At 38.2% G+C, this 17,490-nt stretch carries 15 protein-coding genes; 11 read left to right on the top strand and 4 right to left on the bottom strand.

All coding sequences use genetic code 11. From position 1 onward, the window contains the following. The first annotated feature begins 3 nt into the window (after nt 1-3). From ODR02_RS11180 to ODR02_RS11195, 4 genes are all read left to right on the top strand, one after another. The gene (locus ODR02_RS11180; protein WP_309512500.1) at nt 4-3,396 is read left to right on the top strand and encodes a DUF6443 domain-containing protein; all 3,393 of its coding nucleotides are present in this window, start codon (nt 4-6) and stop codon (nt 3,394-3,396) included. 83 nt (nt 3,397-3,479) lie between these two features. Continuing rightward, nucleotides 3,480-4,073: a suppressor of fused domain protein gene (locus ODR02_RS11185; RefSeq protein ID WP_309512501.1), complete on the top strand. Its 594-nt coding sequence runs from the start codon at nt 3,480-3,482 to the stop codon at nt 4,071-4,073. 847 nt (nt 4,074-4,920) lie between these two features. Beyond that, nucleotides 4,921-5,241, top strand: coding sequence for a GIY-YIG nuclease family protein (locus ODR02_RS11190; protein ID WP_309512502.1), 321 nt, complete (start codon nt 4,921-4,923; stop codon nt 5,239-5,241). Nucleotides 5,242-5,739: 498 nt separating this feature from the next. Beyond that, nucleotides 5,740-6,882, top strand: coding sequence for a 1-acyl-sn-glycerol-3-phosphate acyltransferase (locus ODR02_RS11195; RefSeq protein ID WP_309512503.1), 1,143 nt, complete (start codon nt 5,740-5,742; stop codon nt 6,880-6,882). A gap of 127 nt (nt 6,883-7,009) precedes the next feature. On the opposite strand, the gene ODR02_RS11200 is transcribed toward ODR02_RS11195, so the two are convergent. Together ODR02_RS11200 and ODR02_RS11205 are read right to left on the bottom strand one after the other, a co-directional pair. After that, nucleotides 7,010-8,059 (bottom strand): alpha/beta fold hydrolase, encoded by a 1,050-nt coding sequence (locus tag ODR02_RS11200; RefSeq protein ID WP_309512504.1) that lies wholly within the window; start codon nt 8,057-8,059, stop codon nt 7,010-7,012. A gap of 72 nt (nt 8,060-8,131) precedes the next feature. Then, nucleotides 8,132-8,263, bottom strand: a complete 132-nt coding sequence (locus ODR02_RS11205; RefSeq protein ID WP_309512505.1) for a hypothetical protein — start codon at nt 8,261-8,263, stop codon at nt 8,132-8,134. A gap of 115 nt (nt 8,264-8,378) precedes the next feature. Between ODR02_RS11205 and ODR02_RS11210 the strand changes: the two genes are divergently transcribed. The 7 genes from ODR02_RS11210 to ODR02_RS11240 all read left to right on the top strand — a co-directional run bounded on the left by ODR02_RS11210 (nt 8,379) and on the right by ODR02_RS11240 (nt 15,424). Then, on the top strand, nt 8,379-9,362 hold the full coding sequence (locus tag ODR02_RS11210) for an L-histidine N(alpha)-methyltransferase (RefSeq protein WP_309512506.1): 984 nt from the start codon (nt 8,379-8,381) through the stop codon (nt 9,360-9,362). An 86-nt stretch (nt 9,363-9,448) separates the two neighbouring features. Next, nucleotides 9,449-10,618: an ergothioneine biosynthesis protein EgtB gene (egtB, locus tag ODR02_RS11215; RefSeq protein WP_309512507.1), complete on the top strand. Its 1,170-nt coding sequence runs from the start codon at nt 9,449-9,451 to the stop codon at nt 10,616-10,618. A 10-nt stretch (nt 10,619-10,628) separates the two neighbouring features. After that, entirely contained in the window at nt 10,629-11,549 is a 921-nt protein-coding gene (locus ODR02_RS11220) for an ABC transporter ATP-binding protein (protein WP_209788686.1), read from the top strand. Then, complete coding sequence (locus ODR02_RS11225) at nt 11,546-13,114, top strand: ABC transporter permease/substrate-binding protein (RefSeq protein ID WP_309512508.1); 1,569 nt, start codon at nt 11,546-11,548, stop codon at nt 13,112-13,114. The genes ODR02_RS11220 and ODR02_RS11225 overlap by 4 nt, the downstream gene beginning before the upstream one ends. Before the next feature lie 144 nt (nt 13,115-13,258). Then, complete coding sequence (locus ODR02_RS11230) at nt 13,259-13,804, top strand: hypothetical protein (RefSeq protein WP_309512509.1); 546 nt, start codon at nt 13,259-13,261, stop codon at nt 13,802-13,804. Nucleotides 13,805-13,886: 82 nt separating this feature from the next. Next, nucleotides 13,887-14,495 (top strand): Crp/Fnr family transcriptional regulator, encoded by a 609-nt coding sequence (locus ODR02_RS11235; protein ID WP_309512510.1) that lies wholly within the window; start codon nt 13,887-13,889, stop codon nt 14,493-14,495. 32 nt (nt 14,496-14,527) lie between these two features. Next, nucleotides 14,528-15,424, top strand: coding sequence for a cyclase family protein (locus tag ODR02_RS11240; protein WP_309512511.1), 897 nt, complete (start codon nt 14,528-14,530; stop codon nt 15,422-15,424). A 51-nt stretch (nt 15,425-15,475) separates the two neighbouring features. Here the strand turns inward: ODR02_RS11240 and ODR02_RS11245 are convergent, their stop codons facing one another. Both ODR02_RS11245 and ODR02_RS11250 read right to left on the bottom strand, forming a co-directional pair. Beyond that, on the bottom strand, nt 15,476-15,904 hold the full coding sequence (locus tag ODR02_RS11245) for a DUF3592 domain-containing protein (RefSeq protein WP_309512512.1): 429 nt from the start codon (nt 15,902-15,904) through the stop codon (nt 15,476-15,478). 90 nt (nt 15,905-15,994) lie between these two features. Continuing rightward, nucleotides 15,995-17,482 (bottom strand): serine hydrolase, encoded by a 1,488-nt coding sequence (locus tag ODR02_RS11250; protein WP_309512513.1) that lies wholly within the window; start codon nt 17,480-17,482, stop codon nt 15,995-15,997. Nucleotides 17,483-17,490: the final 8 nt, after the last annotated feature.

Below are 17,490 nucleotides of genomic sequence, written 5' to 3' on the forward strand. Positions count from 1 at the left end.
CAAATGAAAAAAATACAACTCTTAGGTCTGCTGTTTACAGCGATGTTGACCTACGCACAAAGTACCACAGAAAACTATATACAGTCCAAAACCTGCCTGAGTGGTGACTGCAGTAAGAAAACAGAGACCGTTACCTATTTCGATGGATTGGGAAGACCCAAGCAGATTGTCAGCGTAAAAGCGACCACAACAGGAAAAGACCTGGTAACTCCCATTACTTATGATGCCTTCGGAAGGCAGGTAAAGGATATTCTTCCAGTTCCGGCTAGTAGCCTCAATTCAGCCATCCATACCGGGATTACCAATGAAACTGCGGCTAATTCTTACTACGGAACAGCCAATGCCTATACGGAAAAGGAGATGGAGAATTCTCCCTTAGACAGGCTAAAGCAAGTGGCTCAGCCTGGTGACCCCTGGAAAATGGCAAGTGGACATACACAAAAGCTTACCTATGAAGTGAACCTTGGCTCAGAGGTAAAGAAATTTATCACGAGTACAACCACGGCTACATCTGGAGCAGATCATAAAACCATTTCATCTGTATCCATAGTACCAGGCAGTGAGTTTTATGCTGCAGGGACATTATACAAAAGTACGGTTACTGATGAAGACGGAACACCTGTTATTGAGTTTCAAAATGGACGTGGTGAGACTGTTCTTGTACGCAGAACAGATGGAACCCAAAATATTGACACCTACTATGTCTACAATGAATACGGGCAAAGGGCATTCGTCATTCCTGCTTTAGCAGTAAAAAAGATTGAGCAAAATAACAATGTGGTTACCACTGATATTCTAAACAGCCTCTGCTACCAATACCGCTACGACGGCCAGTACAGGCAGGTGGAAAAAAGACTGCCGGGAAGGGATGATTGGGAATCTGTAGTATATGATGCTTCTGACCGTCCGGTGCTTACCCAGGATGTCAACCTGAAAAATAAAGGGCAATGGCTGTTGACCAAGTATGATGCTTTTGGCCGTGTTGTCTATACCGGACTTATGGCAGGTGGAGAAAGAGCAGCCATGCAAAGCCAGCTTGCTTCTCAGGTGGTCAGTGAAAACCAGACAGCGAATGGATTTGATAAAAATGGCTTCATCGTCTATTACACCAATAATTTCCTATCCGGCTTTACGACACTTTTAACGGTTAATTACTACGACTCTTATCCAAGGGATACTAAAGAGTTTCCACCTGCAAAAATTCTCGATCAATATATAATTAATGAAGACAAAGCTCTGAACGGAGGAGCCATTACCCAAGGGCTGCCCACAGCATCTTATGTAAAAAATATTGAGGATGATAACTGGACCAAAACCTATTTCTATTATAACACCAAAGGGGAAAAAGTAGCAGAGAAAAGTTGGAATCACCTGGGTGGATATACGAAAAAGGAATTCAGGCTTGATTTTTCCGGGGCTTTGGATGAAAGCTATACCTATCACAAAAAAGGGCCTTCCGATGCTGAGGTTACCATCCAGGAAAGGTTTGTATATGATGACCAGAAAAGACTGCTGAAACACTATCACAAGGTGAACAGCCAAACAGAAGAATTGCTGGCAGAAAATACCTACAACGATCTTGGACAGCTTATCAATAAAAAAACAGGAAATACCACAGGTATTCCTTTACAGTCGATAGATCAAACCTACAATATCCGTGGATGGATTACGAAAGTGAATGATCCTGCCAACCTGAACGGAAAGCTCTTTGCCTATGAGCTGAAATACCATAATCCCGCGTATTCTACGGTGTCTACAGGGAAATACAATGGGAATATTGCAGAAATAGACTGGTCAAGTGCAGATACCGGAACATTCAGAAGGTATAATTATCAGTATGATGGATTAGATCGCTTAAAAAACGGAATTTATTCTGAACCCAATGCCACCGTTCCACAGAACAATTATTATAATGAAGCACTTACCTATGATCTCAACGGGAATATCCAAAGTCTTAGAAGAAACAGGTTGCTACAAAATTTTGGAGCACAGCTGCTGGATGATCTTACTTATACTTACACTGGGAACAGGGTTAACACAGTAAGTGATGCTTCAAGTAATTATGGGGGCTATCCGGCTTCTATATCAACTGTAATTCCGTATGACAGTAATGGCAATATGATCAGCCATGAAGATAGAGGAATGTTGCAGATAGACTATAATTACCTTAATCTTCCCAATTACATAAAGTTTAATAAATTATACAATACTCATGATGGGAACAATACATTTAATGTTAACACAAAATACCTATATAATGCTCAGGGAACTAAATTAAGAAAGATCTACACCTATGGACTAGGAAGAGGACAGCTTGAAACCATCAGCAAAACCGATTATCTGGATGGATTTCAATATACTGATGATATATTAAGCTTTGTTCCTACCTCAGAAGGGTATTATGACTTTGTTAAAAATCTGTATATTTACAACTATACAGATCATCAAGGAAACATCAGAGTTGCGTATTATAAGGATGCTTCCGGAAACGTTAAAGTAGACAGAACCACCCAATATTATCCTTTTGGGTTAGAGTTTGGCGGAGATCTCAATACGACCAGTACAGTAAATCCATCGTACAGATACTCTTCTCAGGGACAGGAAAACCAGATGGATACCAAGTGGAGTTCTTACCGATGGAGAAACTATGATGCTGCAATGGGAAGGTTCTTTAATGTAGATCCGCTGAGTGAAAAGTATGCTTATCAGTCGCATTATAATTTCTCAGAGAATAGAGTTGTTGATAATGTTGAGCTTGAGGGCTTAGAAGGTGAAGATTTCCGTTTCAGGGAACTCATGCGACAAAAAGGTGGTGTCCAATGGAGGGCAGAGAAAGAGAATCAGGAGGCCAATAGTGCAGCTTTCATGGCTGTTATAAAATTGGTGACCCCGGTTGAAGAACTTTATACATTAGCTACCGGTCGTGATTTGGATGGTGATCCTGCTGATAGAACTCAAGCTGGTAAATTATTAGCATTAAATCTTGTTCCACAGGCAAAAGTAGAAGTTAAAGCGGCAGCCTCAGTATTAAAAGCAGAAGCAAAGGCAGAAGCAAAAGCTGCAGCGAAAGTAGAAGCAAAAGTAGCAAAAAAACCTTACAGTAAAAGCCGTCCATCTTATGGAAAAGGTCAGGTAGATGAAGTTTGGGAATCTGCAAAAAAAGATGGTAAAGTTCATGATCCAAATACAGGTGAAGAGTTAACTTGGGATAAGGCAATAAAACCCAGATCATGGGATATGGGACACCTACCAGGACAAGAATATAGGACATTACATGAAAAATATATGAGTGGAAAGATAACAAAGGAAGAGTTTTTAAAAGAATATAAAAACCCTAAAAATTATCAACCAGAATCAAAATCAGCGAATAGAAGTCATAAATATGAAAAAAAATAAAATTAATATGATTGGTTGCTTTTCAATCCTAATGATTTCAGAAGGGATTAATATAAAATATAATTACATTTAAAAAAAAAATTATGTCTCAACAAGCTTCTGAAGAAAACAAAAAACTTTCTAACTATATTACAAATATTGTTGGTATTAATAAAATAATTGATCGTCATTATGACAAAGAAAAAAAGAATTTTATCGATATTTTCACCTGTGATGATCCTCTTTATCCTAGAATAAAAATTTGTGGTACGATAGGAGTATCTGATCACCCCAATAAAATTGAAATGAATAATAATAGCTTTAAAGACATTCCAATAGAGCTTTTAATTGGTGGATACAGAGAATTCAAAATGTTGTCAAATATTCTATCCACAGCAGGATTTTATATTACTAATAATGGGTGGGAATGCCAACCAGGTTCAGTATTTATGAGAATTGTTGAAATGTACTTTGAGACTTCTGAAATGAAACATATTATGTTTACATCACCATTTTTATGGGAGGAAAAATTACAACCACTAAAACTTGAAACGAAAACAGTACATTGGCTTTTGTGTATTCCTATTTCTGATAAAGAACTCGAATATAAAATGGAAAATGGTACATCTGCATTAGAAGATATATTTCAGGAAAAAGATATTGATATATTTGATATTAATAGAAAATCAGCTATTTAAGAGTTTTATTTTAGTAGCAAAATTCAAATTGCCACATGAATCCTTTTGTGTGGCCCCCGCTGGCGCGAGCGTCTCGCTCGTGTCCACAGTAGAATAAATAACAACCCTTGCAAGAATGTAAGGGTTGTTTATATACTATAAGTTTTACTACTTTTAAACTTTGGATGATACACAGCTTTGCTTCAGTCTGTAATTGAATTCTTAGAATATTTATATACAAACTTAATAATTTTGTTTATGGACACGAGCGGGACGCTCGCGCCAGCAAGGGAATGCTTTTATCACTACAACAAACCAAGCTTATTTCTCTCAAATTTCTACTGCAGATCAAAGTGGCAGTCTAGATTCCTACGGAATGACAAAGACGCAGGTAGGATCCGTATTAATTAATTATTCAATATGTACAATTCTAACAATGCACTTACCTTGCCCACACAGCTTGTCATTCCGTAGGAATCTCAACAATTTACTGAAGTTTGGGCTAAAATATGATGAATGTTTTATCATTACAACAAACCAAGCTTATTTCTCTCAAATTCTTACTACAAATCTAAGTGGTAGGCTAGATTCCTACGGAATGACAAAGGCACCATGTATATAATCTGTATTAATTAATTATTCAATATGTACAATTCAACAATACACTTCCCTACCCACATAGCTTGTCATTCCGTAGGAATCTCAACAATCTATTGATGTTTGGGCTAAAACCAGATGAATGTTTATCATTACAACAAACCAAGCTTATTCCTCTAAATTCCTAATGTAGATCAAAGTGTCTGGATTCCTACGGACTGACAAGAATCGAAAATATATTTTTTGTAACTTTTGAAAAATAAACACACAAATGATTGAATTTCCAAAAGAAAGATACACCTACTATATCTATATTCTTACTAATAAAAATAGAAAAGTACTTTATACAGGGGTTACAGAAAACCTCCACAGAAGATTGTATCAACACAAAACAAAGCAAAATCGCAGTAGCTTCACGGCAAGATATAATCTTGAATTTTTGATTTATTATGAGAAATATGACTGGATTCATTATGCCATTGAAAGAGAAAAAGAAATTAAAAACTGGTCAAGAATTAAAAAACTTGAACTTATAAGGACAATCAATCCTAATCTAGAATTTTTGAATTACTTGTTTGAAAATTGGCGTTAACATAAACCATTTTATATCAAAATACTAATATTGTCATTCCACAGGAAACCAATTTCCTACAATAAAACATTCTTTATATAATAACTTTGGCTAGATTCCTACGGAATGACAAAGACATCATGTATATAATCTGTATTAGTTAATTATTCAACATTTACAATTCTAACAATACACTTCCCTACCCACATAGTTGTCATTCCGTAGGAATCTAAACAATCTACTGAAGTTTGGGCTAAAACCAGATGAATGTTTTATCACTACAACAAACCAAGCTTATTTCTCTCAAATTTCTCCTGCAGATCAAAGTGGCAGTATAGATTCCTACGGAATGACAAGGTTACGCACCTATTCATAATGGCAAATGATAAAACTTGATCAACTTCTATAGGTAATTTCTCTGAACTCCTACGCCCTTCATAATACTTTAACACCCATTATACCCCATGCCCCAATAAATTTTCGTTCTTTTGCAAAAAGTTTTAATTTTTACCCAACCGCATGTCTAAGTTTGATGAAATCCGGTATTTCAATGATCAGGAAGTAAATGAGAGATTACAGAGTATAGCCCGTGATCCGATGATGAAAGCCTTCATGAATTTCACTTTTCCTGATACGGATGAGCAGGTTTGGCTGGAACAGTTTAAGAATATTCATTCTATCAGTGATTTTCAACATCAGTTTGTAGCCTATGCCGTTCGCCAAATCCTTGCAAAAAGTTCTGACGGCTTAACGACTTCAGGCTTTGATAAGCTGGATAAGAATACCCCTTACCTTTTCATCTCGAACCACAGAGATATCGTTCTGGATACTTCATTGCTTAATCTCGTATTGCTGGAAGGCGGTTATGTGATGACAGCTTCAGCAATCGGTGATAATCTTGTTCGCAAAAAGTTCTTAAATGTACTGGCTAAACTGAACCGAAATTTTCTGGTACAAAGAGGTCTGCCACTTCGTGAGCAGCTAACAAGTTCACAAACCATGTCTGAGTATATTAAAGAACAGCTGTCTCAGGAAAACCGTTCTGTATGGATTGCACAGCGTGAAGGCCGTACCAAAAACGGTAACGATTCCACCCAGCAGGGAGTTTTGAAAATGCTTGCCATGGCTTCCGGAGACCAGTCTCTGACAGATTATTTTAAAACATTAAAGATCGTTCCGGTTTCTATTTCCTATGAATATGATCCCACAGATTCGTTAAAGATGCCTCAGCTGCTGGCACAGCACAGAGATGAGGAATACATTAAAGGGAAAAATGAAGATTTTACCAATATCATCAGCGGAATTCTGGGGCAAAAGAAACGCATCCATATCCACGCAGGTGAGGTATTAGATAGAGAACTGGATGAAATTGCAGCTACCATTGACAATAAAAATAAACAACTGCAGGCTATTGCACAGGTAATTGACCGTTCTATCATCAGCAATTATAAGCTTTGGCCTACCAAGTATATCGCTTACGACCTGCTTCACAACACTCATACCTATGCTTCCGAATATACGGAACAGGAAAAACAGTTATTTGCCCGCAGACTTGAAATGCGTATTGATCCGTCAGATCCTGTTTCTAAGGAGTATTTCCTGGCGATGTATGCAAACCCTCTGGTCAATAAACTGAAGATCCAGGAAAACCCTGAAGAATAATTAACAATCAGATAAAATTAAAAAACCACTGCTATTGAGTAGTGGTTTTATTTTATTGAGAATACGAACGAAAATTCATATCAGCTGACCAATAAAAGGGTTGCTATTCTTGAAATTCTGTAATTTTTTATTGGGATGATGACATGGAATCTACTTCTATGATAGCCTCTGCAAATGCTTTCGGAGCTTCCTGTGGTAGATTGTGGCCAATTCCGCCTGTTAGAGTATGGTGTGCATATTTGCCTGTAAATCTGGAGGCATAACTTTCCGGTGCAGGAAACGCAGCTCCGTTGGCATCACCTTCCAGGGTAACAGTTGGAACTTTGATAGAAGGAGATTTTGCCAGTCTGGCTTCAAGTGCATCATATTGTTTTTCACCTTTCGCTAATCCCAGACGCCAGCGGTAATTGTGAATCACAATATCAACATGATCAGGGTTATTGAATGCCTGGGCAGAGCGTTCATAAGTAGTATCATCAAAAGCCCATTTTGGTGAAGCGGTTTTCCATATCAGTTTATTAAATGCCGTAGTGTTGGCTTTATATCCTTTATACCCTCTTTCTGTGGAGAAATAATACTGATACCACCATAAAAGTTCAGCATTTGGAGGTAAAGGCTTTTCATTTGCTTTTGGGCTTCCTATTAAATATCCGCTTACAGCTACCAGTCCGGAACAGCGTTCAGGCCACAGGGCTGCCATGATATCAGCAGTTCTGGCTCCCCAGTCGAAACCGCCAATGATGGCTTTATCAATTTTCAGGGCATCCATAAAAGCAATGATATCCAGTGCAACTGCGCTCTGCTGGCCGTTGCGTTTGGTATCCGGAGACACAAAGGTAGTGGTTCCGTAGCCTCTTAAGTAAGGCACTAAAACGCGGTACCCTTTTTCAGCAAGAATAGCCGAAGACTGTTCAAAACTATGGATATCATAAGGCCATCCGTGAAGAAGGATCACAGGTTTTCCGTTTTCAGGCCCTACTTCTGCATAGCCTACATCCAGCAGCCCGGCTCTGATTTTCTTTGTATTCTGGAAAGCAGCTCTTACAGCAGTGTTTTCAAGATCTTTGTCGCCATTCGTGTAAGTCTGTGCTTTAAGAGATAATAATCCCATTCCTATAAAAATGACCAAGGATAAAATGGCCTGTACTTTTTTACTGAAGTTCAATGTAGTATTCATAATAGTGATGTTTTATGAGGGTAAAATTAGGGTAAAGCATCGCTTAAAATAAGGGTAAATATGTTGAACAGGTCATATTGAACGGCGAAAACTGATTTTCGGACGGTAAACCAGACAGCTTCCCTGCTCTTCTTCATTGGTTTTATTTTCAAAAGAAAGGATTCCTGATGGATAAAAAAGTACCACATCTGGTAAAAACATCATGATAATCATTCTATTAAAAGTAAAATTGTTTATATTTAATTAGATATATTCAAAGAATTCATGTTGTAAAGGCAGGATAATTGCAATAATCTACAAATCACACAAAATAAGACTTATGAATGTACAGTTAGACCCGCAATCTAAGACTGCAAAGAATGCTGTTGATCAATTCCGTTCAGATATTTTGAACGGCCTTAGCAATACTCCTAAAAAATTATCTTCAAAATATTTTTACGATAAGATCGGCGATCATCTTTTTCAGAAAATCATGGCCATGCCTTCCTATTATCTGACCCGTTGTGAGCTGGATATTTTCAAAAATAAAACAGATGAACTTATTGATCTGCTTATTCCCGGAGACGAACCTTTTGATCTGATTGAATTGGGTGCAGGTGACGCCATGAAATCCACCTATTTACTTGAACAGCTGATCCGGAAAGGGATTAACTTTACTTATATGCCGATTGATATCTCAGGAAATATTCTTTCCATACTTCATCAAAAACTGAGCAGCCAGTTTCCGGAAATCAAAATAACCTGTCTGGAAGGAGATTATTTTGAAATGCTTCAAAAAGCAGCTTCCTTATCGGACAGGAGAAAAGTTGTTCTATTTTTAGGAAGTAATATCGGGAATATGACTCTGGAAGAGGCTGAAGGTTTCTGTCTGCATCTGAATAAAAATTTATCTCCGAAAGATCGTGTATTGATAGGATTTGACTTAATGAAAAATCCACACATTATTCTGGAAGCTTATAATGACAAAGAAGGAATTACCGCTTCTTTTAACCTTAATCTTCTTACCCGCATCAACAATGAACTGGGCGGTAATTTTGATCTGAAACAATTTCAGCATTACCAGACCTATGATCCGGTTAGCGGAGCCTGCAGAAGTTTTCTGATAAGCCTTATCAGCCAGGAAGTGACTATTGACAATACAAGGATTTCTTTTGAAGAAAACGAATGGATTGATATGGAGATTTCGCAAAAATTTTCTTCTGAAAAAATCATGGATTTAGCCCAACAATCAGGATTTGCCATCGCAGGAACTATCAACGATTCTAAAAAATGGTTTGTAGATTCAGTCTGGCAGGTCAAATAAAAAAAGAGGATACACATCACGCCTATGTAAAAGTGAAATAAAATAGACTTCTTTCATTGAACATCAATCATTAAAAACTAAAAGACATGACACCAGAGATCACCACAAAAGATTTTACTAAAAAGTATAAGGACATCCGCAGACGTTCTGAAGAAATCTGTGCTCCGCTGGAAATCGAAGATTATGTAGTACAGCCGATTGTAGATGTAAGCCCCCCGAAATGGCATCTTGGTCATACCACCTGGTTTTTTGAAACCTTCATTCTTACCCCACATTTCCCGGATTACAAGGTTTTTGATCCCCAATATAATTTTGTTTTCAACAGCTACTATGAAACTATCGGGGCACGGGTGATCCGGACCGACCGTGGAAATCTCAGCCGTCCTTCTGTTTCAGAGGTGTATCAATACAGAAAATATGTAGATGAGCATATGGAGGTTTTTCTTCAAAGCTCATTTCTGACAGAAGCTCTTGAACCTCTTTTGGAACTGGGGCTTAACCATGAGCAGCAGCACCAGGAGCTATTAGTTACTGACATTAAATATATTTTAGGACATAATCCGCTTTTCCCTGCTTATACAAAAGAAAAATCCGGACAAAAGAACCCCGGAGATCTGGAAATGTTAAGGTTTTCTGAAGGCATCTATGAAATTGGATTTAAAGGAGAAGGGTTTTGCTTTGATAATGAATTAGGAAGGCATAAAGTATATCTTCCAGACTTTAAAATTGCCAACCGTCTCGTCACCAATAGTGAATATTTAGAATTTATGAAAGCAGGCGGATATGAAGATTTCAGATACTGGCATGCTGAAGGATGGGACTGGGTGAAACAGAATGCTGCAAAATCTCCACTGTACTGGCATTATATCGAAAACAAATGGATGTATTATACCCTCAACGGATTGCAGGAAATAAACCCTGATGCTCCATTGTGCCACGTTAATTTCTATGAAGCCTCTGCTTTTGCTTCCTGGAAAGGAATGCGTCTGCCCACCGAGGAAGAATGGGAAACGGCTTCCATTTATTTTGACTGGGGAACACGCTGGGAATGGACGAATTCTGCTTATCTGCCCTACCCTCATTTTAAGAAAGAAGCAGGAGCAGTAGGTGAATATAACGGAAAGTTCATGATCAATCAAATGGTTTTAAGAGGAGCTTCGGAAGCCACACCTCCGGGACACAGCAGAAATACCTACCGCAATTTTTTTCAGCCTAATTTAAAATGGCAGTTCACAGGAATCAGACTTGCCCAGTAATTTTTTACCGATGATCACAGTAGAATCAATTTCAAAAAGTTTTAACGGAAAAAAAGCAGTAGATCAAATTTCTTTTCAGGCATTTGATCAGGAAATCCTTGTTCTTTTGGGAACCAGCGGGTGCGGGAAAACAACCACACTTAAGATGATCAACCGTCTCATAGAAGCAGATTCCGGAAATATTTTTATAGATGGCAAAAATATCCGTGATCAGAAAGCTGAGGAACTGAGAATGGGAATTGGTTTTGTCATGCAGCATTCGGGGTTATTTCCCCATTATACCATTCAGCAGAATATTGCGGTGGTTCCTGAGCTGTTGAAATGGGACAAAAAGAAGACAGAAAGAAAAACGGATGAGCTTTTGGCCAAACTCCACCTTTCCGAAGAGATACTTTCCCGATTTCCCCACGAGTTGAGCGGCGGACAACAGCAGCGTGTGGGTATTGCAAGAGCATTGATTGCAGATAATCCCGTTTTGCTGATGGACGAACCTTTTGGAGCGCTTGATACCATTACTAAGGCTGACATTCATTCGGAATTTAAATCGCTGGAAGAACTTAAAAGTAAAACTATCATATTGGTTACCCATGATGTACAGGAGGCCTTTGAGCTGGGCCACCGGATATGCCTGATGGATCAGGGAAAAATTATACAGACCGGTACTCCCGGAGAAATGCTTTACCACCCTGAAAATGACTTTGTGCGTGATTTTTTTGCCAAAAACCGTCTTTTATTAGAGTATAAAGTAACATCATTACACCACATCAGTCCTTTTCTTACACCAGAAAATGTATACCACAGACCAAATGGTACGGGCAGTACAAGTGTGTGGGATATTTTACAGCAGTTGAGTTCCGATCATCAAAACGCTGAAGTATATGAACAAGTGATCAGAGCGTTTAATCAGTATAGAAAATCACAGATGGTATGACACAGCAACAGAGTCTTTGGCAATTTATTGCGGAACAGCACGAAAAGCTTACTACCCAGATCATTCAGCATCTTGGGCTTACCTTTTTGTCTTTGCTTCTGGCCATCATTGTTGGAGTGCCATTAGGTATCCTGATTTCAAGAAAAAAGAAACTTTCCAGCCCGGTGCTGGGTACCGCAGGTATTTTACAGACCATTCCGAGTATTGCCTTGCTTGGATTTATGATTCCTGTTTTCGGGATTGGTCCGAAGCCAGCCATTGCTGCTTTATTGATCTATGCTCTTCTTCCCATTATCCGGAATACCTACACTGGAATTATGGGTGTAGATCCGGCAGTCATTGAGGCAGCCAAGGCTATGGGAATGAACAGAAACCAACTTCTTTTTAAGGTTAAACTTCCTTTGGCCATGCCGGTTATCATTGCCGGTATCAGGACCGCTGCTGTAATTAATGTAGGAGTGGCTACTCTGGCATCATTTGTGGCAGCAGGTGGTTTGGGAGAGTTTATCTTTGGAGGAATTTCACTCAACAATACGAATATGATTCTTGCCGGAGCCATTCCGGCAGCATTATTAGCTGTTTTTCTGGACCAGGTTATTGCCATGATCCAGAAATCAGGTTACCGGTTCTTTCAAAAGCTGAAATATATTCTTCCTGTTATCTTTATTATTCTGGGAATAGGATATCTTCTGACTTTTGTGTCACACCGGACGATTAAGGCTGGTTTTACACCGGAATTTATGGGAAGACAGGATGGTGATATCGGGCTTCGTTCGGTATATGGACTGAATGTGAATCCCCTTGTGGTAAGTGATGCGATAATGTATAAGGCTGCTTATGAGAATGAACTGGATCTGATCAGCGGATATTCTACAGACGGAAGAATCAAAGCGTATGATCTGTATGTCCTGAATGATGATAAAAAAATATTTCCGCCTTATTATGCTGCTCCCATCATCAAGACCAAGACTCTGAAAAAATTTCCGGAATTGGAAAACACCTTAAACCTACTGGCTGGAAAGTTCAATGATTCTATCATGACGGATCTGAATTACAGAGCTGATCATCTCCATCAAACCCCGGAAAAGATTGCAAAGGAATTTCTGATCAGAAATAATCTGTATAAAAGCCCAGGAAAAAGAAATTCCGGAACTGTGAGAATTGGTTCAAAAATCTTTGGGGAACAATATATTCTCGCAGAAATATATACCCTGCTTATTGAAGGATACACAGATTATAAAGTGGAAACTAAAACAGGTTTAGGAGGAACAAAAATATGTTTTGATGCCTTAATGAATGATGCCATAGATTTCTATCCTGAATATACGGGAACAGGGCTTCTGGTGCTTTTAAAACCTTCCACAGAGACCATCAGCAATGTGTCCAAAAGTCCCGCTGCAACCTATGAATATGTGAATACCGAGTTTGAAAAACAATATGGAATTCAATGGCTGAAACCACTTGGGTTTAACAATGCTTATGCTCTGATGATGCGGAGAAAGCAGGCTGAAGAGCTTCATATCAAAAGTATATCTGATCTTACCCATTATTTTGATGGAAACTAAATTTCCATTGATGATCCGGATAGCTTGAATCAGGAATATATCTCATTTTTATAAAAAAAACAGCAGGAAAAGTCTTTTGAAATCCATCAGTTTTTCCAAAAACCCTATCTTCGTATCTGAAAAAAATTGACAAAATTTGACAAAATGAAGAAAATAATATTGCTGGCTTCGGTTGTATTTGTTCTCCATTCATGTGTGGTAAGAACGGCTACAAAAGTAGTATCCGGAGCGGTAAGCTTAAGCTATAAAGCGGTAAAAGGAACCGTAAACGGAATCAGCTGGGCGGTAAGCAAAGCGAAAGGAAAAATAGACGAAGACCGCGTGGATGGCACCTGGAAAGTAGTAGGTGTATACCGTGGTTCTTTTGAAGACTTTTCGAAAGATCAGAATCCTGACGGCTCATTTACCTCAGAATGTACGGAAGGTTTTGACCAGATTGTTTTCAAGGCTAAAAAATCTAAATTCAAACCGGTACATTGCAGTACGCAGGATGAGGATTGGGTGAAATATTCTATGGAATTTGGAAAAAATCCATCAACGAAAGAAAAGGAAAATTATATAGAATACAATTCCAACAACTATATTTCAGTTATTGATGTTACTAATAAAACTATGGTTCTGGAAGGCAATCTGATGCCGAAATTAGGTTTTTCCGGAGCTAAATTATATCTTCTGGAAAAAGTAAAATAACAATATAACAGGGATGCTTTTATGTATCCCTTTTTTTATTCTATAATCTGTAGTTTTGTTTACAGTTAAAAACTTCAGCGCTATGCATGATCTTACTCCTTTCTTCGAAACGGCAATATATCCTTTGTTTGATCTTACTGAGCAGGAGAAACAAATGATCCTGGCCGAAGTGAAAATTCTGGAGGTAAACAGCAACAGCTCCGTCATCAAAGAAAGTTCAACCGCTGATCATCTTTTTTTTCTTCAAAAAGGAATTATCAGAAGTTTTTATATAAAAGATCACCGTGAAATCAATACCGAATTTTTCTTTGAAAATGATTTCTTTACAGCCCTGACAAGTTTTCTGACTGGTGAAAAGACTCGCCTCAATTTTTATACTCTGGAAGAATCTGAAATTATCATCATTCCAAAATCATTATTAGACCGTCTTTTAAAGGAACCGAAGTGGCATCAGCTCATGAATGAAATCCTTACCAAAGAATTTATCAAAAAATGCCGTCGTGAAAGTTCTTTCCTGCTTCATGACTCTTATGAACGGTATCTGTATTTTCTTGAACAGTTTCCTTATTCAGAAAGCAGAATTCCGCTTTTCCATATTGCTTCCTATCTTGGGATGAGTCCTGAAACATTAAGCAGGATCAGAAGTAAAAAAATACGACCAATTGATTTAAATCAAGCAGATATGATCTGATTTTCTTCACTTTTGTCTTAAATATTTTAATAATGGACAAAAGAGTACAATTTGATTTTGAAGTATATTTTACTAACGGAGGAAGCCTTAAAGGAGAAGAATTCAGGCTTGATATTACAGGAGACTTTATTACAGACCAGGAACTGATTGATTATATTGTTGATGACCTCAGGCTTCTTATGGCTGGCAAAGTGAATATTCTGAATAAAAAGATCATTACTGAACCTCATAAAAGAAAGGCCGTAAAAAAAGTCCCCGCTGCAGAACAGCTGATTGATCTGAGCCATGCCATTGAAGATGGTCTTATTACTTATAAAGGACTTCCGGCGCCTCACATCTGTGATTACCTGAGCAGGACAGCATCTCAAAAATTGTACGAGGAAGGTACGGAGTTTCAAATTGGTAAGATTGAAATGGTTACCAACACAGGAACCTATATTGATTGTCCTTTCCATAGGTTTGAAAACGGAAAAGACACTGCTGAAACGGAACTGGAAAAGCTGGCTGAATTAGAGGCAATCGTTATCCGGATTCCTTATTCAGAGACCCTAGAGATTACAGAACAATATTTTAGAAATCTGGATATCAGAAATAAAGCCATCCTTATTCATACCGGATGGGATATCCACTGGAATACCGAAATGTATTATGAAAATCATCCTTATCTTACACAAAGTGCAGCGGAATATCTTAAAGACTGCCAGGTAAAGCTTGTTGGAATTGACTCTCATAATATCGATGATACAACAGGCAGAAGCCGACCCGTACATACCATTCTTTTAGGCGCCGAAATATTAATAGTGGAGCATCTTTGCCATCTGGATCAACTTCCTGAAAAAGGGTTTACCTTTACTGCTGCTCCACCCAAATTCAAGGGCGCAGGAACGTTTCCGGTAAGAGCATTTGCTTCCGTAAAACCTACTTTATAAAAACTGAATTACTACAAGACCACTTAAGATGAATGAAATGCAGATTTACGGTTATTTTAAAAACTGAGCTGCGATAAAATATCCGGCTCCTACCACCAATAATGGCAGTGCTATTGAGATCAGGATTAATGGCCAGGCAAAAATTCTGAAATACGTATATAATTCTACCGAAGAAGGATCATCCGGATCATAGATAACCGTCTCCGTTTCCCCTACCGACCACGCTGAAGGATTGGTTCCTTCAGGCAGTTCATAGGTATATTCAATATTATTTTGGGTACGGAAGGTAAAGAGAGGGCTGAAGACTACTCCATCCGATTCAAATTCCCGAAGTGAGGTAACGGTTGCCGTTGCCTTTTCGGCTTTCTTTAAGAATAAGAGTGTGCTTTTGAGGCTCAGCAATGCTGCAACAAACAGAATCACTCCTGCTCCAAGGATAAAATAATATTGCCACATAGCTTTCGTTTTTTTTCTGTTCATAGTATTGCATTCCGGAAACAAATATTTATCTATTGTATTTATTTTCAGATTGATACTCTAAATATACAAAGATTTTCATTGTAGGAGCAGTTATCTGGTTTCTATGTCCACAATCTTCTTTCCCTGTTCTCCCAGATAGTGGACAACCAGTTTTTCATATATTTTGTAACCGTCATCAACATTGGTAAATATCACAATTCCTTTACCTGAATTAGGCACTACAATAGCAATACAATGGGTGCCATGATCCGTCCCGCCGTGAGCCAATGCATAATCCCCATTTCCAAGGTCATATATTTCAAAACCTAATCCGAAATACTTGTTCTCTTTTGTTTTTACCTGTTTTTTGATCATTTCCTGAAAAACCTCTGGCTTCAGATTTTTCTTTTTCATGACACTGACCATAAAATTCCCGTAATCTTCTACCGTAGTATGGAGATCATCGGCAGCATTAGCCATTTTAATTTTTTCTATGGGGTAAGCTTCTCCTTTTTCATTGTATCCTGTTACAAATCTTGATGCATCCATGCTTTGATCCCAGATATAGCTTGTATCAATCATTTTGAGAGGTTTAAAAATCAATTCTCCGGCAAGCTTTTCCAGCGATTTCCCAAACTTCTTTTCTAATACTTTCCGAAGGTATTCAAAACCTTCTCCTGAGTATTGGTATTTTGTACCGGGATCAAATTGAAAATTCAGTTTTTTATCTGTATTCATCCATCTCCAGTTGGGAAAACCGGTCTGATGGGTCAGGATCATTCTGGTGGTGAGTTTTTTATGCCTCGGATCGCTGGCAATATCAGGATCTGTCCAATAAGTATCTAAGGGTTCGTCCAGTTTCCATTGTCCTGAACTTATCAGACGTAAAGTGACCATTGCTGTGACAGGTTTGGTAAGAGATGCTACATTAAAATAGGCATTGCGGGGAGCTGGCATTCCTTTTTTATAATCTCCAAAAACTTTTGCCTGCTGAAGTTTTCCTCCTTCAATAATTCCTAACCCCAGCGCAGGAATATTATTTTCTTTCAGCCAGCTTTCCATGGAACGATCGTTATCAAATAGGGTTTCACTATCTGTAGTCTGCTTCGGATGGTGATTAAAACTCAATGAATTTTTAAGTTTCCATTCATCATTTTCCAGCATCCAGAGGTGGGTAAACTTTGCTTCTCCAACTAATTTTTCAACGTGATTTCCGGTGTTTTCGTAGAACAGATGATCTCCATTCTGAATAGCAGCATATATTTTTCCATCTTTATACATGGGATAAATTTCAGTACTTTTCTCCACCAGAACTCTTTTTAGCTGATACGTTTCGGGAGATTTGCATAATCCGTTTTTAAAATCAATGATGAATTTCTTCCGGTTTTCAAAACCGCCTTTATCGTGATAAAATTCAAACGTATCGCTTAACAGATTTTCCATTTTTTTTATGTTGCAGGTATTGTAGCCTGCTGAAAAAAACAGGCTGTCTTTCGACATAATGGTTTTATAAAGGGAATCTGTATTTTTGAGTTGCGCCTGGTGTATGCTAAAGAATAGAGTGCAAAAAGGAAGGAAAAACTGAGTAAGCTTTGTCATTGTTATTT

This window comes from Chryseobacterium sp. CFS2, from assembly GCF_036543225.1.
Lineage (GTDB): Bacteria > Bacteroidota > Bacteroidia > Flavobacteriales > Weeksellaceae > Chryseobacterium > Chryseobacterium culicis_A.